7 protein-coding genes are annotated in these 25,996 nt (G+C 65.4%); 2 read left to right on the top strand and 5 right to left on the bottom strand.

Annotated elements, in window-relative coordinates; genetic code table 11:
- The first annotated feature begins 57 nt into the window (after nucleotides 1-57).
- Complete coding sequence (locus tag ACV7NQ_RS04125; RefSeq protein ID WP_463358392.1) at nucleotides 58-291, top strand: hypothetical protein; 234 nt, start codon at nucleotides 58-60, stop codon at nucleotides 289-291.
- A gap of 106 nt (nucleotides 292-397) precedes the next feature.
- Here ACV7NQ_RS04125 and ACV7NQ_RS04130 read toward each other — a convergent pair whose 3' ends face one another.
- From ACV7NQ_RS04130 to ACV7NQ_RS04140, 3 genes are all read right to left on the bottom strand, one after another.
- Nucleotides 398-1,840, bottom strand: a complete 1,443-nt coding sequence (locus tag ACV7NQ_RS04130) for a hypothetical protein (RefSeq protein WP_463358393.1) — start codon at nucleotides 1,838-1,840, stop codon at nucleotides 398-400.
- A 233-nt stretch (nucleotides 1,841-2,073) separates the two neighbouring features.
- The gene (locus ACV7NQ_RS04135; RefSeq protein ID WP_463365530.1) at nucleotides 2,074-2,724 is read right to left on the bottom strand and encodes a formylglycine-generating enzyme family protein; all 651 of its coding nucleotides are present in this window, start codon (nucleotides 2,722-2,724) and stop codon (nucleotides 2,074-2,076) included.
- Between the two features lie 236 nt (nucleotides 2,725-2,960).
- Nucleotides 2,961-5,462 (bottom strand): GAF domain-containing sensor histidine kinase, encoded by a 2,502-nt coding sequence (locus ACV7NQ_RS04140; RefSeq protein WP_463358394.1) that lies wholly within the window; start codon nucleotides 5,460-5,462, stop codon nucleotides 2,961-2,963.
- A 364-nt stretch (nucleotides 5,463-5,826) separates the two neighbouring features.
- Here ACV7NQ_RS04140 and ACV7NQ_RS04145 point away from each other — a divergent pair, with 364 nt between their 5' ends.
- Nucleotides 5,827-7,194: a flavin monoamine oxidase family protein gene (locus tag ACV7NQ_RS04145; protein ID WP_463365531.1), complete on the top strand. Its 1,368-nt coding sequence runs from the start codon at nucleotides 5,827-5,829 to the stop codon at nucleotides 7,192-7,194.
- A 487-nt stretch (nucleotides 7,195-7,681) separates the two neighbouring features.
- Here the strand turns inward: ACV7NQ_RS04145 and ACV7NQ_RS04150 are convergent, their stop codons facing one another.
- The gene (locus ACV7NQ_RS04150) at nucleotides 7,682-8,359 is read right to left on the bottom strand and encodes a DUF6875 domain-containing protein (RefSeq protein ID WP_463358395.1); all 678 of its coding nucleotides are present in this window, start codon (nucleotides 8,357-8,359) and stop codon (nucleotides 7,682-7,684) included.
- The gene (locus tag ACV7NQ_RS04155) at nucleotides 8,356-25,500 is read right to left on the bottom strand and encodes an amino acid adenylation domain-containing protein (protein ID WP_463358396.1); all 17,145 of its coding nucleotides are present in this window, start codon (nucleotides 25,498-25,500) and stop codon (nucleotides 8,356-8,358) included. The genes ACV7NQ_RS04150 and ACV7NQ_RS04155 overlap by 4 nt, the downstream gene beginning before the upstream one ends.
- Between the last annotated feature and the right edge of the window lie 496 nt (nucleotides 25,501-25,996).

Raw genomic sequence — 25,996 nt, forward strand, 5'->3', positions numbered from 1 at the left:
CCGGTTTGGTAACTCGCCAGGCGGGAAGCCGGGCTCTGAGGAGAAGGGACCGAAACAATGGTGATCGCCAAGGGAATGCGGTTGATACGCGTCGGCGAAGCCGGCCACAACGAAAGAATTCAGGTGAAGGCCATCCGGCACAGCCCGGTGCCCTACGCGGAAGTCGAGCCGATCAGCGGAGGGCAGCGTACCGCGGTGCTGCTGACGAGTCTGGAACGCGATTTCCGGCTCGAATCCGACGTGGTCGCCGCCGAACAGACCGCTGCCGACATGTTCAACTCGGGTCGATGAGCGGGCGCCGGAGTGGCGCCGACGATCCCGAGTACGCCGGTGATGCTTCAACGGGACAGCCATCGAAGCAGACGGAGCTCGACGGTGAGCGAACCCGAGTAGCCGATCACCGCTGCCTGCTCGTGCGAGCCCGCCGCCTTTCGGCCTGGAGTTCGGCGAGTTCCTGCTCGAGGATTTCGGCGACGCGGAACTGGCCCGTGTCGTAGATCTCGGGAGTACTGTCGGTTTCCTTGCCCGCCTTGGCGTCGGTCGATGCGCTGGTGGGTTCGGTGTCGGCGGCGGTCGATCGACCGATCGCGGGCGTCGGTACGGCGACAGTGTCGACATCGACTGGTGCTACGGCCTTTTCGGTCTTCGCCGCTGCGGTTTGTCGGGCGCCTGCCTTGACCGGCGCGGACAGATCCGGGGTGCTCACCGATGTGACGAGCTTGCTTTCCGCTTTGGTTGGTGTGCCGTTCTTTTTGCTGGAATTGGCCGGCGCGCGCCGCTTCTCGACCTTCACTGCGGCTACCGGCGTCGAGAAGCGATCGTCGCGACGAAACACGGCATCGGTATCTTCGACCTTCAAGGCCGAGGTGGGTATCGCTTCGTAGTCGACAGGCGGGATTACGTCGTCGTCCGGTGTCACGTCCGCTTCGGCGCCGGTCTCGATCGGATGCGCTTCGGCACCACGCCCCTGCTCCAGCGCCGCGGGGGGCGCGCCCGGTTTCACCATCTCCGGGCGACCGATCGTACGAAAGCTGGCGACCGTCGGGAAACTGCGTCGGATCAAATCGGCCGGATCGGGCAGCTCGCGAACTTGTTCGGTGGCCTGCAAGATGGCGTGCCCGTAGCGCGCGCTCGCGGCGTCGTGGATGAGCAGCGCGACGCCGATCATCACCGGCGCGACGGCGTGCACGGCGGCGTCGTACCAGTGGCCATCGCGGACGTACGGGTAGGTATTGAGGCTGATCGTCAATGACAGCAGGGCGATTTCAGCGCTCACGACCTGGCGGCGGCTGTCGAGGATGCCCCACTCGGCCACCTTGTTCGTGCCGACCATGATGATGATCAGACACACGCTGATCATCGACTCGATCAGGTAGCTGAACCAATACAGCGGGTCGCCCGGCCCGCCGGGGGCGATGTTGTGCTGGACATTGACCGCGGACCACAGCATGCCGGCCGCAACGACGCCGGCCAGCGCGCGCAGCGACCACGACCGGTGCCGATACAGTGATGCCAGCTTGGCATGCGGGCTGGATTCACGCCGCTGTGCCGCAATTGCCTTGCGGGCTACCAATAGATCTCTGATGTCGGCCTTCTCGATCGCCTCGGTGGTGTGCCGTGCGCGGTCGGATGCGGACGCTGCGGCCTGAACGTGCTTCCAGCGCTGATCACGCTCCTGCCCGCGAATCCTTTCGGCGAGTTCGCGTTCGGCCTGCAGCTCGTCCTCGGACAGCGCTTCGGTCAGTGCAGGATCGAACTGGTACGCAAGCCGTCCGCGGGCCTTCTCGACCCGTCGTGCCAGCTGCGTGACCTCGTCCTCCATGGGATGCTCGATGGTCAATTCGACTCCTGGCGGAGGGGATTCGATGGCGGGCAGGCGATCACGCGTGGGAACAGCACATAGCATTCATAGTCGATACACCGGCGGGAGCGAAACTCTAGATTTGCCGTGAGCCCGGTCAACACGGCGTGCCGCGAGCGACACACGGTTCACCGGATAACAATCACATCCCGAACGCGGCGGTGAGCGCCGACCGGCGACCGCTTCAGATCGTCGCGGTGCTCGATAATTCCTCACAACGATCGGGCGAGTCGGAACCCGAGGTCATCGATGCGCAAAGTCGGGTGACTCTTGCGGCGGACCGACGCTCGGCACCCCCGGGGCTGGTCCTGCCAACCGCCGCCACGGAACACTCGGTACGGGCCGTAGACCCTGGGATCATAGACATCCCAGCACCATTCCCACACGTTGCCGATCATGTCGTAGAAGCCCCACGCGTTCGGCGCCTTCGTCGCGACATCGTGCACCGCCCCGCCGGAGTTCTCGCGGTACCAGGCGATCTCGTCCAGCTCCCCGTAGCGGATGCCGGAGGTCCCGGCCCGGCACGCGTACTCCCATTCCGCCTCGGACGGCAGACGATAGCCGTCGGACTTCCAGTCACACACCACGTCCTGCCCGTCGCGGTCGTCGCCGATCGAGTAGCAGGGGTCGAGCCCAGTCGCTTGCGAGAGCAGGTTGCAGAAGCGAACGGCGTCCATCCAGGAGATCTCGGTAACCGGTGTCAGTGGCCCCGCCGAACTCGTAGGCAGGTCGCCGTGCACGGCGCGATACAACTCGCGGGTGACGGGGTGCGCTGCCAGTCCGAAAGCATCGATCTCGATCGTCCAGTTCGTCTGGGTGCCCTCGTCCCGCAGCACGATCTCCCCTGCCGACAGCTCGATCATGCGCTCGGTAATCGCTTGGCGCAGCGTCGGTTCAGGGCTCGTCACAGGTCCTTCCTACCTGATCGGTACCCATCGACCCCCGCGGCGCTACCCCGAGTCCGTACCGGAGCGGTCCCCGATGATTCGAAATCGCGCGCGCCGAAGCGTGATTCGGCTGCACGCCTTACGTCGCCCTGCACCCCGAGCTGTCGACGACAACCCGTCGGGATTCTGCGGCGCGCCGGTCGAACACGTGCTCACTGGCTGTCGAGCGGGATCGTGACGTCCAGCGACGTCCCGCTTCCGGCTGGGCTCATCATCAGCATCCGGCCGCCGAGGGCCTCGATCCGGTCTTTGAGCCCGATCAGTCCCGACCCTTTGCCCAAGTCGGCGCCCCCGATTCCGTCGTCGCGAATCGACAGATAGAGGTTATCGTCCTTGGATTGTGCGCACACGGTCACCTGGGAGGCTCGGGCATGCTTGGCGGTGTTGGTCAGCGCCTCGGCCACGATGTAATAGGCGCCGACTTCGACTGAGTCAGGCATGCGTCGGTCAAGAGCCAGGTCGAGGGTGACGGGGATGGTGCAGCGGCGGGCCACTGCCTTGAGCGCGGGACCGAGCCCGCCCTTGGACAGGATCGCGGGATGAATTCCGCGTGAGGTCTCTCGCAGATCTGCTGAGACGCCCGTCAAGCCCGAAACGACGCCGGACAGCTGGCTTTTGAGGCTATCCAGTTGGGGCGGCACTGACGCCTCTGCCAGCCGCGCTTGCAGCCCGAGCGAGACCAGCCGTTGTTGGACGCCGTCGTGCAGGTCGCGTTCCAGACGGCGGCGGGCGTCGTCGGCGGCCGCGACGATGCGGGCGCGTGAGGCGATGAGTTCGGCGCGTGTGGCGGCGTTGGCGATTGCGGTCGCGAGAAGGTCGGCGAAGTCGCAGATGCGCGCTTCGGTGTCCGGCGGCAGGGGCTCGGGTGCCGACGAGCCGACGACGGCCGCGCCCCACAGTCGCCCGTCGACGATGATCGGCGCCCCCACCGACGAACGGACGCCGAGCTTACGGATGCGTGCGGCGACCGTACCCGCGGCGTCGTCGTGGCTGTCGATCCGGGCGGCGTCGCCGGTGCGTAATACCCTGGCCACGACGTTGTCGCCCTCCAACGGGAAGCGGTGTCCCTCGTGCAGCCTCCGCGGCATGCGCTCGTCGCATATGGCGAGCAAGGTGACGGTGTTGCCGGCGTCGTAGCGGGATATCGTCGCGTGTGCCACATGCAGGCACCGGGTCAGTTCGTAGGCGACGGCTGCGAACAGCTCCGACGGGCTGACCCCGCGCGCTACCAGCGTCGCGACTCGTCGCAAGGCGGCCTGCTGCTCGGCTAGCACCCGCAGCTGGTCGCTTCTCGTATGCAACTCATCGCGGGTCGCGGCGTTTGCGATCGCGGTCGCGACGAGATCGGCGAAGTCGCCGATGCGCGCCTCGGTGTCCGGCGGCATGGGCTCGGGGCCTCGCGAGCCGAGGATAGCCGCGCCCCATACGCGGCCGTCGACGACGATCGGGACTCCCACGATAGAGCCGATGCCCTCGGCACGGATGCGTTCGGCTTCCGGCCCGGTGGCGTTTTCGTGGTTATCGATCCTGGCGGCGCGGCCGGTGCGTAACACGATCGATCCGACGTCGTCGCCCCCCAACGGAATGTGCTCGCCGGTGACGGGCATCCTCGTTATTCCTGGTTCGTACTGTACGGCGACCACGTACCCGGTGCCGTCGGCCTCATAGCGGAGCAGCCCCGCGTTGACCTCATCCAGACATCGGGCCAGTTCGTCGGCCACCGCTGCGAACACCTCCGAGGTACTCACCCCACGTGCCACCAGGGTTGCCACCCGCCGCAACGCGGCCTGCAGCTCGGCGAGCACACCGAGCCTGTCGCGGCTTGCCTCGACCATGCGCTGCGCCTGGCGCAACTCGTCCTGCTCATGCCTGCGCTCGGTCACATCGCGACCAACTGCGTAGAGCAGGCCCTGACGCGGCACGATGTTCCAGTCGATCCAACGCCACGAGCCGTCGCTGCAGATGACTCGATTCTCGAAACGCACCGTCTCATCGCTGCCGGAAAGTTCCCACAGCACCTTGCGCGTGCGATCCCGATCCTCGGGAGCGACCAGATCGAGATACGGTTGCGACTGCAGCTCCTTGATCGAATACCCCAGTGTGTGCTCGAAGGCGGGATTGACCCGGATCACGTACTCCGGGCCCGTGATGCACAACAGGTCGGATGACAGATTGAAGAACCGCTCTCCCACCCGCGCCAGCCCGGCAACGGCACTGGCCAACAACGCGACAACCAGGAACACGGCGGTGTCCAGCCCGATCTGGAGGTCGAACGACTGAGAATGAATAGCTGGCCAGTTACGAAAGTAGGCGAAGGCAATAGCGCTGGCTACCGACATCATCGCCGACAACCTGAACCCCCACACCGTCGAGACCACCAAGACGCCGAGCAGGTAGATCATCCCGAAGCCGGTCGCGCCGGTAACCTCGTTGAGCAAACACTCGACAACGGTCTCGACCACAACGACGGACGCCACAACCGCGATTCCCAGCACTAGGGACGGCGCCGCAGGGCGAATCAACAGCCCCAGTAAACGTGCCCGCATCGATTGCGGACCCAATCCTGTATCGGAGGTGCGGCCCGCGAAAACACCGCCCGGCATCCACGCCGAGCCAGGTTGCCGTAACCGCTTCTGCATCACCAGGAAACTCACATCGATTTTCGACGGACTTCAACGAGACACGCAAGCCAAGCATAGTCGCCTGGGACGGGCATCAACTGTTCGCAGCGCTCAGGCGCATTCGGCCTCGCCCTGAAGAACTGGACGAGCTCGCCCTGATCGTCGCCCCAAACAACCACTCGCCCCATAGTCGAAGCGATCCCAGCGTCATATCGCGCCCGCGAGAACGGCCGCCCGCATCGTCCGATGGGGGTTTGTCATCGGCTTCGCTATATAGATATTCGACGAGCAAGTAAGATCAGTTCAATTCGATTTTGCACCCGTTGTGTCGAGGGTGCGGCCAGCAATGCGCCGCACGACGGCCTTGCGCAGAACTTCAACACGAGGGGCGATTATCATGACTGATGTCGACTATTGTGTAGTCGGTGGGGGATTCGCAGGATTGACGGCCGCCCTGCGGCTGAAACAGGCGGGTCGATCGGTGGCGCTGCTGGAAGCTCGTGACCGGCTCGGCGGCCGCACACTCACCGAAGTGCGCGAGGACGGGTCCTGGATCGATCGCGGCGGCGCCTGGATAGGGCCGGGGCAGGACCGGATCTATGCATTGATGAACGAGTTCGGGGTACCGAGTTACAAGCAGTACACCGACGGTGAGGCCATGATGATGATGGCCGATGGCAAGCAGCACCGTTACACAGGCACGATCCCGTGGACGATGAGCCCCTGGGCGGCGATGAACCTCGGTGCGGTGTTTCTCGAGCTGGGACATATGTGCAAGTCGATACCCCTCGAAGCTCCGTGGGAAGCGAAAAATGCCGACAAGTGGGATCAGATCAGCCTGGCGCAGTGGCTGGATACCAACGTCGCGTCCAAGCCAGCCCATGATCTCCTCGAGACCGCCATCGCCGGCTGTTACACCTCGGCCGCCTCGGAGGTGTCGTTACTCTTTGTGCTGTACCAGATGGCGTCGGGGGGTGGGCCGAGCTTTGTCCTGGGAGTCAAGGACGCGGCGGAGGATGCTCGACCAGTCGGGGGCATGGGTGCTATCTACCGTCCGATGGCGGCCCAGATCGGCGACTCGATCCACCTGTCGCAGCCTGTTCGGCGCATCGATCAGGACACCGACGGAGTGACGGTGCGCTCCGACGAGTTGACCGTGCGCGCACGCCGGGTGATCGTGGCGGTTCCCCTGGCGATCGCCGGCCAGATTCTGTACGAGCCCATGCTGCCGGTCGATCGATCGTTCCTGCATCAGCGGATGCCGAGTGGCTCGATCTTCAAGATTGCCGCCGTGTATGACGAGCCGTTCTGGCGTGACGACGGGCTGTCGGGACAGTCGGCCGCACCAGGTTCGCCGGCAACCGTCACCATCGATGCCTGCACGGACACCGGGCGACCCGGGGTCATGTGCGTCATCACCGAGGGTCCCATCGCGCGGCAAATCGGACAACTCGATGAGGCCGAGCGGAGGAAAACGATAATCGGTGAACTCGTCAAACGGTTCGGCGACAAGGCCGGCTCTCCCGTCGACTACATCGAGCAGAACTGGAGTGTCGAGCGTTACTCCGGTGGCGGAATGCTCAGTCACGCACCAACCGGTGTGCTTACACAGTTCGGCCATGCCCTGCGCGAACCTTGCGGCCGCGTCCACTGGGCCGGAACCGAGAGCTCTGCCGTCATGTGCGGTTGGGTCGATGGAGCCATTCGCTCGGGTGAGCGGGCGGCGAGCGAAGTGATGGAACACGAAACCATGACCGTGGCCTGAGGCTGCTGATCCGCGGGATCGGGCTCGGGAGTACATGCGGGGCCGCCCCGGGGAAGGGACGGCGATCGTCATCGAGCTTCCGCTGCAGCCCGACAGGTAGACCCGCCCTGCAATGCCAGGGACGATGCCGCAAGCCGGGCGGACCACGCACCGCCGAACAACTGGTCGACGCGCATACGGGCGGGTATCTCGCGACTGCGTCGAACCCTCGCGAGGACCACAGTGCCGCCGCCGTTTTCGGGCGGGCGGCCGAGCGATTGGCCATGAAGGTGAGCGATAAGTTGGCGCCGACGCTGACCGAGATATACAGAGCCAGTCGACGAGGAGGGACTTCTATTCGCGTTCATGGACCGCGGTTCCCGTGGGATCATTTCCGCAGACATTCCGGGAACTGGTTTGCATCAATTCAATATTGAACATGTTCCTGGTCCCGAGCTGCGTTTGGTCGACGGACAGCCGAACTCGGTTGCCTTGGACGGACCCGACCTCACGGAATTCCTTCCGGGGCGTCGGGTGTTTGTACGAGTTTGTCGGACATGGTGGTGGCGATGAACCCGGGGATGGTGGGGGCGAAGATTTTGAGGTAGGTGTCGATCCATTCGTGGCGAGTGTTGAGGAACGGGAAGTCGGTGGGGGCCATGTGACGTACGGCGAGGATGGGCAGGGGCGCGTCGAGTGCCGCGAATGCCGGGTTGTGCAGTCCAGGGACGGTGCAACCTGGATAGAATTGGCCGAGCATCAGGCCTTTGTCGACGAACCGGGTTTTCTGGGCATGTTGAACAGTGTCGATGTCGGCGTATTCGGTGAGGTCGGGGAAGACCGCAAGGACGGCTTTGAGTTTAGATTCGGGTTCGTCCTGGGGTTGCAGGGCAGGAAACAGATCGTATAGGTCGTCGACAATTGCGGTTATGCACTGGGTGTCGATGTAGCGACCATCGAAAAATGCGGCCCAGAGGTATTGGCGTGCGATGGCGCGGCCGGTGTAGGGGCAGACGGGGCCGGGTCGGCCGAGGTCGGGGTGGGGGTGGCAGAGGTGTTCGCGAGTCCATTGGCGTAGTTCGGCAGCGCGAGGGTGCTCGGCGGTACGAGTTGCCGGGTCGGGAGCGAATAGGTTGGCTGGCTCGACGCCGGAGCGTGTCCCGACGATTCGGTCAGTCTTCATCATCGGCGTGTCCTTACTGGGGTGGGCGGCTCCGGCGAGGTGGTAAGGGTGGAGCGGAAGTGCTCGGTGAGGCCGAGTCCGATTGCACGGAGCGCATCGGGGTCGATCATCCGTTCGTGCCGGGCGGGAATGCGGTGTTCGGTGACACGGCCGGTGATGTGGTCGTTCCACGCGAGCGCCGGATAGGGGTCGTCGTCCGTATGGTCGGCGGCGTTGAAGTAGATCAGGTCACCATCGAAGAGTGCTGGCCGGTGGTTCCAGGTGAGGTCGATGAGCCGGGTGTAATCGCTGTGCAGGATCACGAGATGCTCAGGGGTCAGGGCGGTGAAGAGTCCGCCTTGCCGGTGCAGCAACTCGGTCGCGGCCTCAACGGTGAGGTCGGTGGGGGCCTGGGGAACGGCGAGGCCGCCGTACTCGGCAAGCATCTCCCCGATGGTGGGTGTGGGAGCGCGGATGCTGCGGGCGGTGACGACCCGGGTGTCCATCATGGCCAGGGTGGCGACGGGGTCGCCGTCGCGGCGGAGTTGAACGGCGATCGCGTGGGCGATGGTGCCGCCGAGCGAGTAGCCGAGCAAATGGTAGGGGCCGTGCGGCTGGACGGACCGGATTTCCTGCACGTAGCGGGCGGCGAGTTGGTCGAGTGTGTCGTACCGCGCGGTGGGTTCGGTGAACGCCGGGGATTGCAGGCCGTAGACGGGACGGTCGGGGTCGAGGTGCTGCACGAGTCCGCTGAAACCCCAGGCTAATCCGATGGCTGGGTGGACGCAGAACAGTGGCGGGCCGGTGCCGTCGGCGCGCAGGGGGAGCAGGACGGAGAGTGCGTCGCCGGGGTCTTGTTCGTCGATGCCGTGGAGGCGGGTGTCGATGCGGTGGGCCAGTAATTGTGGTGTCGGGTCGGTGAAGATCCATTGGACCGGCACGTTGGCACCGGTCGACTCCTCCAGCCGCGCCACGAGTTGGGCGGCGGCCAGCGAGTTGCCGCCGAGGGTGAAGAAGCCGTCGTCCATGCCGGCTCGTTCGATGTCGAGGGTCTGGGTGAAGGCATCGCAGACAGTGGCCTCGAGTGGGGTGGACGGCGACCGGAACCGGACGTGTCGCTGGCCGGGCGCGGGTAGTGCTCTGTAGTCGAGTTTGCCGGTGGCGGTGAGAGGGATTCGGTCGAGGGCGATGATGGTGGTGGGGATCATGTGGGTGGGTAGTCGGGTTGCGAGGTGGGTGGTCAGTGCAGTGGTGTCGGGCGTGGTGTCGGGGGTGGGTACGACGTAGCCGATGAGTTGGTTGGCGCCGTTGGGTTGGGTGTGGACTGTGACGGCGGCGTGGGTGATGTCGGGCCGGCTGCGTAGCGCGGTTTCTATTTCGCCGGGTTCGATGCGGTTGCCGGCGATCTCGATTTGCAGGTCGTTGCGGCCTTTGTATTGCAGTGTCCGGTTGGTGGTCCAGGTGACCAGGTCGCCGGTGCGATACATCTGCGTCCCGGTCGGCCCGTAGGGGTCGGGGACGAATCGGGCTGCGGTGGTTGTGGGTTGCTTGTGGTAGCCGCGGGCGAGGCCTGGTCCGGACAGGTACAGTTCGCCGACCACCCCGGGTGGGACGGGGCGCAGTCTGCGGTCGAGTACGACGGCGGTGAATCCGCGTACCGGGCTGCCGATTGCCATCGGGCTGTCCGTGGTTGTGGTCAGGGGAGTGTCGGCGCAGCTCATGATTGTGGTTTCGGTAGCCCCGTAGGTGCTGATCACCGTGTGGCCCGGCGTCCATTGTGTTGCCAGGTCTGGTGGGCAGGTCTCGCCGCCGAGGATCAGGGTGTCGAGGGCGTCGAGTTCGGCGGGGTGCATCGATGCGAGCACGGTTGGGGTGAGGGCGGCATGGGTGACGCGTTCAGTGTTGATCAATCCGGCCAGTTCGGTGCCGGCGACTACTGGTGCGGGGGCGAGGATCAGTGTGGCTCCGGCGGCGGTGGCGCTGAGCCATTCGAGGATCGAGACGTCGAAGCTTGGGGAGGCGGCGGCCAGCATTCGGGAGGTCGGGGTGAGGCCGAACCGTTCCCGTGTTTCGGTGGCCAGGTTCGCGATCCCGGTGTGGGTGACTACGACTCCTTTGGGGGTCCCGGTGGAGCCGGAGGTGTAGATCAGGTACGCCGGGTGCTGTGGTCGTAGCGTGGTTGTTCGTTCGGGGTCGGTGACCGCGGTGGGGGACGCCGACGCTGTCGCCGCGGCGAAGGAGGGGTTGTCGAGGGCGAGCCATCTGGTGGTGTCCGGTAGCTGGTCTCGGTGGGCCCCGAGGGTCAGCCCGACGGCGGCACCGGAATCGGTGAGAATGCTTGTGATCCGGTCGTGGGGATGGGTGGGGTCGATCTGAACGAACGCGCCGCCGGTTTTCGCTACTGCCCATACGGCGATGACGGCGTCGATGGAGCGTGGTAACGCTACGGCCACGAACGATTCCGGTCCTATTCCTGCATCGATCAGTACCCGTGCCCACCGGTTCGAGGTTTCGTCGAGTTCGCGGTAGGACAGCCTTTCGCCGTTGCAGACCACTGCTTCCGTGTCCGGCGTCATCGCGGACGTCAACACCTGCGGCAACACCGACATCACCGCACCGGGCCGACCGTGAACGGGTACCAGCGTGGCTCGCTCGACCGGCGATAGCAGCTGTAGCCGGGTGAGGGGCAGGTCGATGTGTTCGGTGATGGTGTCGAGCACGCGCAGCACTCGGTCGGCGATGGCCTCGATCTGGGGTTGTGTGAACAGGTCGGGCAGGTATTTGAAGGTCAGGCGCAGTTGGGTGTCGTGCTCGATGACCACGCCGAGCGGATAGTGCGCGGCGTCGCGTCCGTGCACGTCGAGGACATGCATTCCGGCGATGTCGGTGTCTGTGGTCAGCCCGGTCGAGTCGATCGGGTAGGACTCGAAGACGGTCGCGGTGTCGAATATCGCGGCCGGACCGGCCATCTGTTGGATGCGGGCGAGTCCGAGGTGGTGATGGTCGAGCAGCGCGGCTTGTTCGGTTTGGATTCGCCGTAACAGTTGGGCGAGGTTCTCGCTGTGGTCGAGCCGGACTCGCACAGGCACGGTGTTGATGAACAGTCCGATCATCGATTCGATGCCGGGGATCTGTGGGGGCCGCCCGGAGACGGTGGTGCCGAAGACCACGTCCTCGCGGGCGGTCGCGCCCGCGAGCACGATCGCCCAAGCAGCCTGCACGACGGTGTTGAGGGTGGTCTCTTGCTGGTGGGCCACGGTGACCAGGCCCGCGGTGCGGTGTTCGCTCAGCCGCACCTGGACCTCACGCGCGGCAGCGGACTGCTGGCGGCCGCGGACTTCGGGCGCCAGCAGAGTCGGCTCGGATATGCCCTCGAGTGTCCGCGCCCATGCGGTTTCCGCCGCGTCCTGATCCTGGTCGTTCAGCCACATCAGGTAGTCGCGGTAGGGACGCACTGGAGCCAGTGCGGCGGGGTCGCTGTCGCTGGCGTAGAGGGTCAGTAGTTCCCGGACAAGCAGTGGCATGGACCAGCCGTCGATCAGGATGTGATGCATGCTCAGCAGCAGCCGGTACCGCTGGGGTGCGGTGCCGATCAGCGTCAGTCGTAGCAGCGGCGCCGCGGTCATGTCGAAGTGGCGGTCGCTGTCCATGAGGTGTTCGAGCGCGGCCTCGGTGTCGTCGCGCTCGGCCAAGTCGATCTGGGTGAACGGCACCTCGACATGACGGTGCACCACCTGAACCGGATCGCTGGCGCCGTCGCGCACGAAGGCAGTCCGCAGGTTCGGGTGCCGTCCGACGAGCGTCTGCGCGGCGCGGCGTAACCGGTCCGCGTCCACATGTCCGCCGAGCTCCACACAGAGTTGCACGATGTAGGCATCGAGGCTGCCCTCGGCAAGCTGGGCATGGAACAGCAGCCCCGTCTGCAGCGGCGTGAGCGGCCAGATATCGTCCAGTTCCGGATGCCGGGTCTCGAGCCGGTCGATCGCGTCCTGGTCGAGGTCGACAAGGCCGACGTCGGAGGGCGTCAGCCCGCCGGCACCGGGCTTGGACGCGTGGGCGACGAGAGCGGTCACCGCGTCGCGCCACAGTTCCGCGAGGTCGGTGACCTCGGCGGAGGTGAGCAGGCCGGTCGGGTAGTCCCAGGCGGCGGTGAGGGCCGGCCCGTCCTGTGTGTCCATGGTGACCGCGTTGATGCCCAGCAGGGCTGCTAGGGACGCGTCGGGGTTCTGCACGCTGCCGCCGCCGTCGGTGTTGCCGCCGGCGGGCATCCACCCGCCCTCGCGCAACGCTTCCGGAATGGTGTCGAACCGGCCGAGATAGTTGAAGCTCACCTGCGGGTCGGGCAACGCACCCAGAATGCGGGCAGTATCGGCGTTGAGGTAGCGCAGCAGTCCATAGCCGATCCCGTGGTCGGGGACCTGTCGGAGTTGTTCCTTGACCGATTTGATGACCGCCCCTGCGGCAGCCCCGGCGGCGAACGCGTCGTCGATGTCGATATCGGACAGGTCGAGCCGCACCGGGTAGGTGGTGGTGAACCATCCGACGGTTCGGGTGAGGTCGGCACCGGGGAGCACCGTGTCGTGGCGGCCGTGGCTTTCGAGGGTGAGCAGCGTCTCGGTGACGGCGTTGCCGTGGCGGCCGTGCCATCGAGCCAGCGCCAGCGCGAGCCCGGCGATGAGGGCGTCGTCCACCTTGCCGCGGAAGGCCTGGGGCAGGGTCGTGAGTACGGCGCGGGTCACCGCGGCAGGTAACGTCACCTTGACAGTGGCGACGGTAGCCTGCACATCCACGACCGGGTCGATAGGGCGGGCACCGATCGGCGGATCGGCAGCGCTGAGCGTGGACTGCCACCAGTCGAGTTCATCGAGGCTCCCGGCGGCGGTGTCCAGGCCGTGCGCCCAGCGTCGCATCGAGGTACCGACAGGCGCGAGCTGCGGCTGTTGCCCGGCGCTCACCTGGGCCCATGCGGCGACGAGGTCGGGCACGAGGATCCGCCACGACACGCCGTCGGTGACCAGGTGGTGTGCGACGACGAGCAGTCGTCCCGGCTGTCCGGCGCAGTCGAACCAGACCAGTTGCAGCATGATTCCCGCGGCGGGGTCGAGGCGCTCGGCAGCCGCGTTCGCCTCCGCGTCGGCGATTGCGGCGAAGGCACTGCTGTCGGGTGCCGAATCCACCGGCACGTGCCGGATCAGTCCGGCGGCGGATACCCCGGTGGGCTGCGCCTGCAATGCCCAGCCCGATGGGTGTGCGGGGTCGGGGTGCAGCTGGGCCCGCAGCATGTCGTGGTGATCGATCACCGCTTGCATGGTCGCAGCGATTCCGGTCGTGTCGATGCCGGTCGGCAGAGTGAGCATCACCCACTGGCAGAGACGGTCGAATCCGCCGCGCTCGAACATCCAGCACATGATCGGCGTCACCGGCATCGGCCCTACACCCCCGCCGGGCAGTTCCGCCGGAAGAGAGACCGCCGCGGCACTGTCGCGGACGGCGATCGCGGCCAGTCCGGCGACCGTTTTACGCTCGAACACCTCGCGCACGGAGAACACCACACCTACCGCCCTGGCGCGGGTCACCAACTGGATCGACATGATGCTGTCGCCGCCGAGGGCGAAGAACGAATCATCGAGACCCACCGAGTCGATACCCAGTACCTCGGCGAACAGTCCTGCCAGCGTTGTCTCCACATCGGTGACCGGTGCCCGGAACTCGGCTCGGCCGGTGGTGAAGTCGGGCTCGGGTAGCGCGGTGCGGTCGAGTTTGCCGTTCTCCGTCAGCGGCAGCGCGTCGAGCATCACCACGGTCGCGGGCACCATGTGCGGGGCCAACCGCTCCCCGGCGCCGGCGAGGACCGCAGCCGGGTCGAGGCCGGCGCCGGGCTCAGGCACCACGTACCCGACCAACCGGCCGCCGGTAGCGGAGCCCCGGTGCACAGTCGCCACCGCGTGAGCCACACCCGTGCAGGCCAGCAGACCCGATTCGACCTCGCCGAGCTCGATACGGAAACCACGAATCTTGACCTGGAGATCCGCGCGGCCCACATAGTCGAGAGTCAGGCCCCCTTCGGGCAGCCGCAGCCAGCGCACCAGGTCCCCGGTCCGATACATGCGCTGTCCCGGGGCTGCGTACGGATCGGCGACGAACCGCGACGCCGTCAGATCCATCCGGTTGTGGTAACCGCGAGCCAGACCCGGACCCGTGAGATACAACTCCCCCACGACCCCGACCGGCACCGGCCGCAACCATGCATCGAGCACGACCTGCCCGACCCCACGGATCGGGCCGCCGATCGTCACCGCCGTCGATGGGGCCAGCGCCGCGCTGATATTCGTCATGATGGTGGTCTCGGTCGGACCATATCCGTTGTGGAACGCTCGGCCCGGCGCCCACCGTAGGACCAATCCCGGCGGGCAGGCTTCGCCGCCGGCGACGAGCACCCGCAGGCCATCCAGGCCGGTCGGGTCGACCGACGCCAGCGCCGACGGGGTGATGAAGGCGTGCGACACCCACTGATCGATCAGCAAGCGCCGCAGCTCTTCTCCGCCGTATACGGTTGGCGGCGCGATCACCAGTGCCGCCGTGGCCTCGATCGCCATCAACTGTTCGAGCATGGCCGCGTCGAAGCTCGGTGACGCGAAGTGCAGGATCCGCGCCGACGGCGTCACCGCGTACCGGTCACGTTGCTCGGCAGCGAAGTTCGCCAGTCCGGTATGGGTGACGATCACGCCCTTGGGGCGCCCGGTGGAGCCGGAGGTGTACATGACGTACACCGGGTGGGCCACGTGCAGCGGTACTTTCCGTTCAGCCGGCGTGATGGCGGCCACGGAGGTGGTGGTGAGATCGGCTCGTAGCTCGAGGGCGTCGAGTACGAGCCAGTCGATCGTGCCGGGCAGCTCTGCCGCTACCGTCGATACCGTGATACCGACCCGCGCACCGGAATCGGTCAGCATGAACGTGATCCGGTCGGCGGGGTAAGTGGGGTCGATCGGTACGAACGCTGCCCCCGACTTGGCCACCGCCCATACCGCCAGCACCGACTCGACCGACCGCGGCAACCCCACCGCAACGGTCGCTTCCGGCCCTACGCCCCGACCGATCAACAGTCGTGCCAACCGATTCGACTCCGCATCCAGCTCGCCGTAGGTCCACCGGCGATCCCCGCACACCACCGCGACCGCCCCCGGATCCCTCTCTACCGCCGCCGCCAACAACTCCGGCAACACTCGCCCCGGCACAGCCGGATCACCCGACACCGGCGTCAACTCCCGGTATTCGGCCGGGGAGAGCAGATCCAGCCGGGCCAGCGGCAGATCCGGGTCGGTGGCAACGACGCCGATGACGCGCAGGACCCGCTGCAGGGTCGCCTCCATCGTGTCGTGGTCGAAGAGGTCGGGCAGGTACTTGATCTCGAGGTGCAGTCGCGTGTCGACATGCGCAACCACTCCCAGCGGATAGTGCACGGCGTCGGTGCCGGACACGTCGAGCAGCCGCATGCCGGCGATGTCGGTGTCCGCGGTCAGCCCACCGCGATCGACCGGATAGGACTCGAACACCGTCATCGTGTCGAACACGGCCCCCGGCCCGGCCACCCGCTGGATGTCGGTCAGACCCACGCAGTGGTGATCGAGCAGCGCGGCCTGCTCCGCCTGGATCCGGTCGAGCAGCTGTCCCAGGCTCTCGGTGGTGTCGAGACGGACGCGCACCGGCAGCGTGTTGATGAACAGCCCGATCATCGATTCGATGCCCGCGATCTGCGGGGTCCGTCCGGAGACCGTGGCACCGAACGTGACATCCACTCGGGACGTCAACTCGCCCAACACGATCGCCCATGCCATCTGGATCACGGTGTTGAGGGTGATTCCACGGGCCCGCGCGAGGCTTGTCAGCGCCGTGGTCTGTTCCTCGGTCAGTTCGCCGAGCACATCACGTGATTGGGTGTATCGGCGGCCGGGATCGGCCGGAGCCACCAGGGTCGGCTCGTCGGCGCCGTCGAACACGCGAGCCCAGGTGTCGAGCGACGCATCCGTGTCCTGCCCGGCGATCCACGCCAGTAAGTCCCGATAGGGACGGACACGAGGCAGCATCGAGGTGTCGCTGTCGGTGGCATAGAGCACCAGCAACTCTTTCAGCAGCAGTGGCGTCGACCAGCCATCGAGCAGCAGGTGATGATTGGTCAGCACCAGCCGGTAGTGCTCCGGCCCCGTGGTAACCAGCATCCAGCGCAGCAGCGGGGCGCGAGCCGGGTCGAACCGGGCCGCCCGGTCCGCGGCCATCAGTAGATCCCACTCACGATTGCGTGCACCGTCATCCAACCCGGACAGGTCGACCTCCGACCATGGAGCCTCGACGTCTTCATCGACCACCTGCACCGGTCCGGCGTCGGTGTCGGAGACGAATGCGGTGCGCAGATTCGCATGCCGGTCGAGCAGCACCTGCGCGGCTCGGCGCAGCCGCTCCGGATCGACCTGCCCACGCAGCTCGAGGACCAGCTGCACCAGATAGGCGTCCACCGACTCCTCGGACACCAGCGCATGGAACAGCAACCCCTCCTGCAACGGTGACAATGGCCAGACGTCGCTCAACGCCGGATACCTGTCCTCGAGTCGCTCGATCTCGGACTGCCCGACCCTGACCAGATCCAGATCCGACGGCGTACGTCCTCCGGCCCCGGAACGGTGGATATGTGTCGTCAACGCGGTCAATACCCGACACCACGACTCCGCCGCCTCGCGCACCTCGTCGGCGGTGAGTACCCCGGCGGGATACGACCAGATAGCCCGCAATCGCGGTCCGTTCCCATCGTCGAGGGTGAGGGCATTGATGTCGAGAACCGCCGGCACCGGCATATCCGGATTACGTGCACCGGCGAGCTCGGCACCCAGGAGGTCGCCGCCCTCGCCTACCGGCATCCATCCGAGGTCCGATGTTCCTTCGGGAAGCCCGGTGGAGACCCGGCCGAGGTAGTTGAACCCGATCTGCGGCGTCGGCAGAGTTCGAAGTATCGGTCCGGTGTCCTCGTTGAGATACCGCAACAAGCCGTAGCCGATCCCGTGGTCCGGGACAGCGAGAAGCTGTTCCTTGACGGACTTGACCGCTGCCCCCACAGCAGGCCCACCCGCGCACGCGTCGTCGAGATCGATGCCCGACAGATCCAGGCGCACCGGAAAACCTGTGGAGAACCAGCCGACCGTCCTGGTCAGATCCGAGCCCGGGACGGCGCTCTCCTCACGACCGTGCCCTTCGAGACCGATCACCACGTCCGCGAGAGGTCCGCCGGAGGCCTCCGTCTCATGCTCGCCCCGCCACTTCGTCACCGCCACCGCCAGCGCGGCCAGCAGCCCGTCGCCCACACTGCCGTGGAACAACTCGGGAACTGTCGTCAGCAGCGCCTCGGTCACCTCGGGGGACACTTCGACCTCGACGGTGCGGGCGGTGGCAGCCACGTCGATCGCGGGGTCCAGGGGCCGGGACCCGATCATCGGATCGTCCCCGACGGCCATCGCTTGCCACAATTCGAGCTCGGCGACCCGCTCCGGGCGATGCGCGGCATCGACCAGCCCGTGTGCCCACCTGCGCATCGACGTCCCGGGCGGGGCCAGATCGAGTGGCTCGCCCGACTCGATCCGAGACCACGCGACCGCGAGGTCCGGCACCAGCACCCGCCAGGACACCCCATCGATCACCGAATGATGCACTAGCAACAGCACCCGGCCCGGCTCCGCCGTACCCACCGGATCGAACCACACCACCTGCACCACGATCCCAGCGCTCGGATCGAGCCGGTCCGCGGCAGCATCCAACTCTGCCGCCGCCGACGCACGGAACTCGACGCTTCCCGGCCTCCCCTCCATCGCCACCCGATGGATGACCTCGTCGGCCCGAATCATTCCGACCGGCAGCACCTCCCACGTCCAGCCCCCCTCGTCGCCCGGGCGCAGCCGCGCGCGCAACATGTCGTGCCGATCGAGCACCGCCTGCACCGTGCCCGCCAGCCTCTCCCGGTCGACCCCCGCCGGCAGACCCAGCACCACTGCCTGCGAGAAGCGGCCGAACCCCGACTCGCCACGTTCGAGCAACCACCGCATGATCGGCGTCAACGGAACCGCACCGACACCGCCCCCGGCCAGCTCCTCCAACGCAGCCGCGTCCGGCCCACCACCGAGAACCGCGACCTGGGCCAGCCCGGCGACCGTTTTACGCTCGAACACCTCGCGCGCGGAAAACACCACACCCGCAGCCCTGGCCCGAGTCACCAACTGGATCGACATGATGCTGTCACCGCCGAGCGCGAAGAACGAATCATCGAGACCGACCGTGTCGATACCCAATACATCGGCGAACGATCTGGCGATCATGTGTTCGATCGGTGTCTCGGGTGCCCGGAACGGCTTGTTGTCGGTGAATACCGGATCCGGTAGCGCCTTGCGGTCCAGTTTGCCCACCGGTGTCAACGGAACACGGTCCAACACCATCATCGAGGACGGGACCATATAGGACGGCAACCGGTCGGTGAGGTGTTCGGTCAAGGTCATGGTATCGATCGAACGGCCAGGTGCGGCAACGACATACGAAACCAGCGACTCGGCCCCGGAACCGTTGCGGTGGCCGATGGTGGCGGCGAAACCGACGGTCTCGTGGGCAGCGAGCGTCGCATCGATCTCGCCGAGTTCGATGCGAAGACCACGAATCTTCACCTGGAAGTCCGACCGGCCGAGATGCTGGATCACTCCATCCGGTGTCCACCGGACCACGTCCCCGGTGCGGTACATACGTTCGCCGGGCATCCAAGGGCACGCTACAAAACGCTCGGCTGTCGTGCCTGGCCGGCAATGGTATCCACGGGCCAGCAGAGCGCCCGCGATATACAACTCACCCGCCACACCAACCGGCACGGGTTGCAGCCGCTGATCCAACACCCACTCCGAGACACCACGGATCGGGCCACCGATCGTCACCAACTCACCCGCCACCAACGCAGTGCTCTGGTTCGTCATGATCGTGGCCTCGGTCGGACCATAATCGTTGAATATGTTGCGGTCGCCGCCCCAGCGCTCAACCAGCTCGGTGCCGTAGTCTTCGCCACCGACTACCAGGTGTCTCAAATCCGGTAGCGGCCAACGGGTGTGGTCGATGGTGGACAACGCGGAAGGTGTGATGAGGACGTGGCTGACATGCTCGCGGTCGAGCAATTCACCGAGTTCGTCGCCGCCGTAGACGTCGCTGGGTGCGATGACCATAGTCGCGCCCGCGCACAGCGCCAACAACAATTCCAGTACCGACACATCGAAGCTTGGCGAAGCTAAATGCAAAGTACGAGAATCGGATTCGATGCTCATGGCATCCCGGTGCTCGGTTGCGCAGTTGTAGAGTCCGCGGTGGGTGACCGCGACGCCTTTGGGTAGCCCGGTCGATCCGGAGGTGTAGATGACGTAGGCGATATCGTCGAGGCGCAGCGGGCGTACCCGGTCATTGTCGGTGACGGGGCGGTCCTCGGCCTCGTCGAGGTTGTCGGGTGTCAGCCAGTCGATGTCATCGGGTAATTGTGTGCGCACCGATGGCACGGTCAGACCGATGGCTGCTTTCGAATCGGTCATCATGTGGGTGATGCGTTCGGTGGGGTAGGTAGGGTCGATCGGCAGGAACGCGGCTCCCGATTTGGTGACTGCCCACACTGCGAGTACGGACTCGGGGGAGCGTGGAATGCCTATCGCGACAACGTCTTCCGGGCCGATACCTCGTTGGATGAGTAGTCGGGCCAATCGGTTCGAACGCTCGTCCAGCTCCCGGTAGCTCAGCTGCTGCCCGTCGAACACGATCGCTGTGGCGTCGGGATCCCGCGCGGCCGCTGCGGTCAGCAGGTCGGCCAGTGTGGTAGGCGCCACGGTGGGTGCACCGGAACGTGTCAGCAGATCAGCTCGTTCGGCGGGCTCGAGTACCTCGATCGTCCCGACCGGAACCGTCGGATCGGCGGCTACCGACTCGAGTATCCGGATCCACCGGTGTGCGAGAGAGTCGATCGTCGCGGCGTCGAACAGATCCGTGGCGTAGGTGACCGCTACTGCCATCTCGCCGCTGTCATGGTTGTCCGACAGCACGAACTGCAGGTCGAAGCGAGACACTTCGTTGGGGAGGTCGACCACCGACACGCTGAGGCCGGGCAGTTCGAGCTTCACCTGTTCCAGGTTCTGGAATGCCAGCATCACCTGGAACAGCGGGTGCCGGGCTTGGGACCGCTGCGGAGCGAGTTGCTCCACCAGTTGCTCGAACGGAACGTCAGCGTGCCCGAAGGCGTCCAGGTCGAGTTGCCTGACCCGGCCGAGCAAATCGGTGAACGGCTCATCGAGATCGATTTCGGTCCGCAACACCAGGGTATTGACGAACATGCCGATCATGTCGTCGAGCGCGGCTGCACCACGCCCGGCGATCGGTGTGCCGATCGGAATATCGGTGGTACCGCTCAACCGGGCAAGCAAGACTGCCAGCGTCCCGTGGATCACCATGAACAATGACGAACTATGCTGCCGCGCAAACCTTTCCAACGCCCGAACCAACTCGGCATTCAACGTGTAATTAGTAGTGACACCCCGATTCGACGTCACCACCGGCCGCGGCCTGTCAATCGGCAAACGAAGTTCCTCGGCAACTCCGTCCAGAGTTTCGGTCCAATATCGGATCTGCTGGGCGCACAGCGATTCCGGATCGTCGGGCGAGCCGAGGGCAGCTTGTTGCCACAGTGCGTAGTCCGCGTACTGGACAGGCAGCGGCGTCCACGAAGGGACTTCTCCGCGGATCCGTGTGGCGTACGCAGTCGTCACGTCGCGGGCCAGCGGTGTCATAGAGAAGCCGTCCGCGGCGATGTGGTGCACCACGACGGCCAACACGTATTCGGGTTCCTCACAGTCGGCGGCGCGGAACAATCGGGCACGCACCGGCGCCCGGGTGCTCACATCGAACCCTTCGGTGACGAATTCGGTTACCGTCGTGATCAACTGGCTCGACGGAACCGGTACCGGGGTCAGGTCGTGGTCTACGTCGTCGGCGGATTCGATCAGCTGGATCAGCATTCCGTCGTGGTCCGGGTACCGCGTTCGCAACGACTCGTGTCTGCGCAGCACGTCGACCATGGCCAATCGCACGGCGTCGATGTTCAGCTCGCCACGCAGCCGGATGGCGATCGGAATGTTGTATGCCCCGGAACTGGTGTCGTATTGGTTGAAGAACCACATCCGTTGTTGGGCTGGTGCCAACGGCACCAGATCGGGACGCGGCCCGGCGATCAGTGGTGGGCGTCGTCGCCCCGTACCGGCATGCCGCTCTATGCGGGTCGCGAGCGCTGCCACCGTGGACGCCTCGAACAACAGTTGCACCGGAATCTCGGTATCCAGCGCGGCGCCGAGTCGCGCTGCAACCCGGGTCGCGACCAAGCTGTCACCGCCGAGCGCGAAGAACGAATCATCGAGACCGACCGTGTCGATACCCAATACATCGGCGAACGATCTGGCGATCATGTGTTCGATCGGTGTCTCGGGTGCCCGGAACGGCTTGTTGTCGGTGAATACCGGATCCGGTAGCGCCTTGCGGTCCAGTTTGCCCACCGGTGTCAACGGAACACGGTCCAACACCATCATCGAGGACGGGACCATATAGGACGGCAACCGGTCGGTGAGGTGTTCGGTCAAGGTCATGGTATCGATCGAACGGCCAGGTGCGGCAACGACATACGAAACCAGCGACTCGGCCCCGGAACCGTTGCGGTGGCCGATGGTGGCGGCGAAACCGACGGTCTCGTGGGCAGCGAGCGTCGCATCGATCTCGCCGAGTTCGATGCGAAGACCACGAATCTTCACCTGGAAGTCCGACCGGCCGAGATGCTGGATCACTCCATCCGGTGTCCACCGGACCACGTCCCCGGTGCGGTACATACGTTCGCCGGGCATCCAAGGGCACGCTACAAAACGCTCGGCTGTCGTGCCTGGCCGGCAATGGTATCCACGGGCCAGCAGAGCGCCCGCGATATACAACTCACCCGCCACACCAACCGGCACGGGTTGCAGCCGCTGATCCAACACCCACTCCGAGACACCACGGATCGGGCCACCGATCGTCACCAACTCACCCGCCACCAACGCAGTGCTCTGGTTCGTCATGATCGTGGCCTCGGTCGGACCATAAGCATTGAAGAACTCACGACCGTCGGCCACCCAGCGCCGCACCAGCTCCGGCAGGCAAGCATCACCGGCGGCAACGACGACTCGCAAATTGTCGAGCCCGACCGGATCCATCGAAGTCAACGCCGCCGGCGTAACCACTGCGTGGGTCACCCGCTCGCGGCGCAGCAGCTCAGCCAGCTCCGCGCCACCGTAGGTGCCGGGCGCGACGATCACCATCGTGGCGCCGGCACCGGCCGCAAGCAGCAGCTCCCAGACCGAGGCATCGAAGCTCGGCGACGCGAAATGCAGGGCCCGCGAAGCCGCAGTCACCGCATAGCGTTCCCGCTGTTCGGAACTGAGCGCGGCCAACCCGGCATGCGTCACGGTCACGCCCTTCGGCACACCCGTGGAGCCCGAGGTATAGATCAGATAGGCCGGGTGCTGCGGCCGTAGCACGGTTGTGCGTTCGGGATCGGAGATCGGCTGGGCACTGAGGGCCTCGAGGTAGTCGGGTGTCAGCCAGTCGATGTCATCGGGTAATTGTGTGCGCACCGATGGCACGGTCAGACCGATGGCTGCTTTCGAATCGGTCATCATGTGGGTGATGCGTTCGGTGGGGTAGGTAGGGTCGATCGGCAGGAACGCGGCTCCCGATTTGGTGACTGCCCACACTGCGAGTACGGACTCGGGGGAGCGTGGAATGCCTATCGCGACAACGTCTTCCGGGCCGATACCTCGTTGGATGAGTAGTCGGGCCAATCGGTTCGAACGCTCGTCCAGCTCCCGGTAGCTCAGCTGCTGCCCGTCGAACACGATCGCTGTGGCGTCGGGATCCCGCGCGGCCGCTGCGGTCAGCAGGTCGGCCAGTGTGGTAGGCGCCACGGTGGGTGCACCGGAACGTGTCAGCAGATCAGCTCGTTCGGCGGGCTCGAGTACCTCGATCGTCCCGACCGGAACCGTCGGATCGGCGGCTACCGACTCGAGTATCCGGATCCACCGGTGTGCGAGAGAGTCGATCGTCGCGGCGTCGAACAGATCCGTGGCGTAGGTGACCGCTACTGCCATCTCGCCGCTGTCATGGTTGTCCGACAGCACGAACTGCAGGTCGAAGCGAGACACTTCGTTGGGGAGGTCGACCACCGACACGCTGAGGCCGGGCAGTTCGAGCTTCACCTGTTCCAGGTTCTGGAATGCCAGCATCACCTGGAACAGCGGGTGCCGGGCTTGGGACCGCTGCGGAGCGAGTTGCTCCACCAGTTGCTCGAACGGAACGTCAGCGTGCCCGAAGGCGTCCAGGTCGAGTTGCCTGACCCGGCCGAGCAAATCGGTGAACGGCTCATCGAGATCGATTTCGGTCCGCAACACCAGGGTATTGACGAACATGCCGATCATGTCGTCGAGCGCGGCTGCACCACGCCCGGCGATCGGTGTGCCGATCGGAATATCGGTGGTACCGCTCAACCGGGCAAGCAAGACTGCCAGCGTCCCGTGGATCACCATGAACAATGACGAACTATGCTGCCGCGCAAACCTTTCCAACGCCCGAACCAACTCGGCATTCAACGTGTAATTAGTAGTGACACCCCGATTCGACGTCACCACCGGCCGCGGCCTGTCAATCGGCAAACGAAGTTCCTCAGGAAGGTCCGCGAGCGTGGCCTGCCAGAACGCCAGGTTCTCTCGGCGGCGCCGGATCCGGGCGCCGTCGCGGGCGCTGTCGGGGTGGATCTGCCCGAGATCAGTGCCCGGTGCGGCGGCGGCGAACGCGTCGAGGAACTCCACGAATCTGGTGAAATGCGTCGACAGTTCGGGGTCGGTGTAGAGGTTGGGATTGGCCATAAAGTGGAGGATCGTCCGCGGCGGGTCTCCGGTCTGATACAGGTCGACCAGCAAATCCTCGACCGGCCCGGAGCTGAGGATATGGAACTCCCCGGTCATCGACCCGAACCGGATCTCCTGGGAGAAGAACATGACATTCACCATCGGGCCTGCGAAACGCCGCTGCCCGCTTCTGTATCCGGCGGCGGCGCGAATGTCGGTGAGGTCGCACCGCTGATGCCGCAACGCGCCCACCAGATCGGACTGCACCTGCCGCGCCAGCGTCACGACCGTGTCCTCCGTACCGATCACGATCGGAAGCGGAGCGACGTTGACGAACACCCCCCCGGACCGCCGCAGCACGGCGGTGGTGCGACCCGACATCGGAATATTGACCAGGACCTCGTCCCGGCCGGTCATCCGGGCCAGATAGCATCCGAATGCGGCGATCACCACCGCGGCCGGGGACGCGTCCAACACTTTCGCGGAATGATCGATCCGGCCTACCGTCACCGTCGACAGTTCGGCGATTGCGACCACACTGTCCGCACGCGGGGGCGCGTACCCGGGGGCCAGGCTGGACTCTTCCTCGACGTCGGCGAGTCTGTCCACCCAATATGCCTGGTCGTTGGTGAACCGCTTCGACTCCCGGTAGCTGCGGTCGGCCTCGTAAAGGGTGCGCAGGTCCGCCGCCCGGCTCGGCTCTGCTGTACGGCCCTGCACCGCAGCCGTGTACAGTGCCGCGATCCGGTTCACTATCGTCATCCCGGCGTAGCCATCCAATGCGACGTGATGGATCCTGCTGTACAACAGGAAATGTTGATCCCCGACCTGCACAATCGCCGATGCAACCAACCGGTCCCGGGTGATATCCAAAGGCGCGGTGTACTCCCGGTGCATCCACTGCAAGCCCGCCGCGACGGGATCTGGTTCACCACGCATATCGATCACCGGCCCCGCCGAATCCAGCGATGGGTCGAACAACTGATGCGGCTCACCGTCGACCGCTACCAGCCGCAGATACCCCGACTGGAACTCGCGGCCTGCTTGAATCGTCTTCTCGCGCAGCAGATCGACATCCAGATCCCCATGCAACTCGACGTACTGCGCCTCACATATCGGCACGTCCGGGCTCAATTGCTGTGCCAGCCACAGCCCCCGCTGCCCCGCAGACAACGGCACTGGCTGCGCTGACACGTCCGGCTCAACATCCCCGGCTAATCCCCCGTTGGGATGGAACTGCGGTCGCGGAACGGTCATCACTTTCCTCCAGACCCGACCACGTTCAGTGTAAGCCGACTGGTCCGTTTGCGTACACCCCCAAGCCCACGATCGGACCGCGAAACAATCTCCAAATTTACGAAAGTGATTAGGCGGTGCGTTCTCGGCAGAGATCGTTGAGGCACATCAAACGACCAAATAGCGACCCAGCCACTAAAGTGACCTGAAATGCCTGTTCAGAGCTGGTACAATTCGGCGGGGCAAACAGTGGAGCAGCGACTTTTCGGAAACATGAGGATTCGAGTCCCCTTAGCTCCACGTATCAGTTGGACATAAGGTTTTCTGCGGGTATCGGCGTTGGCTCGTTCGGGGTGCTGACCTCGCTTTTCTTTGTTGCTGTCAGTACCGGTTGCGCGTTGCGGATTCCGCTTGGCCCTTCCTCAACCGTCTCAGATGCGTTCTGGACAGGGCT

The organism is Nocardia sp. Tas62D01 (assembly GCF_055232035.1).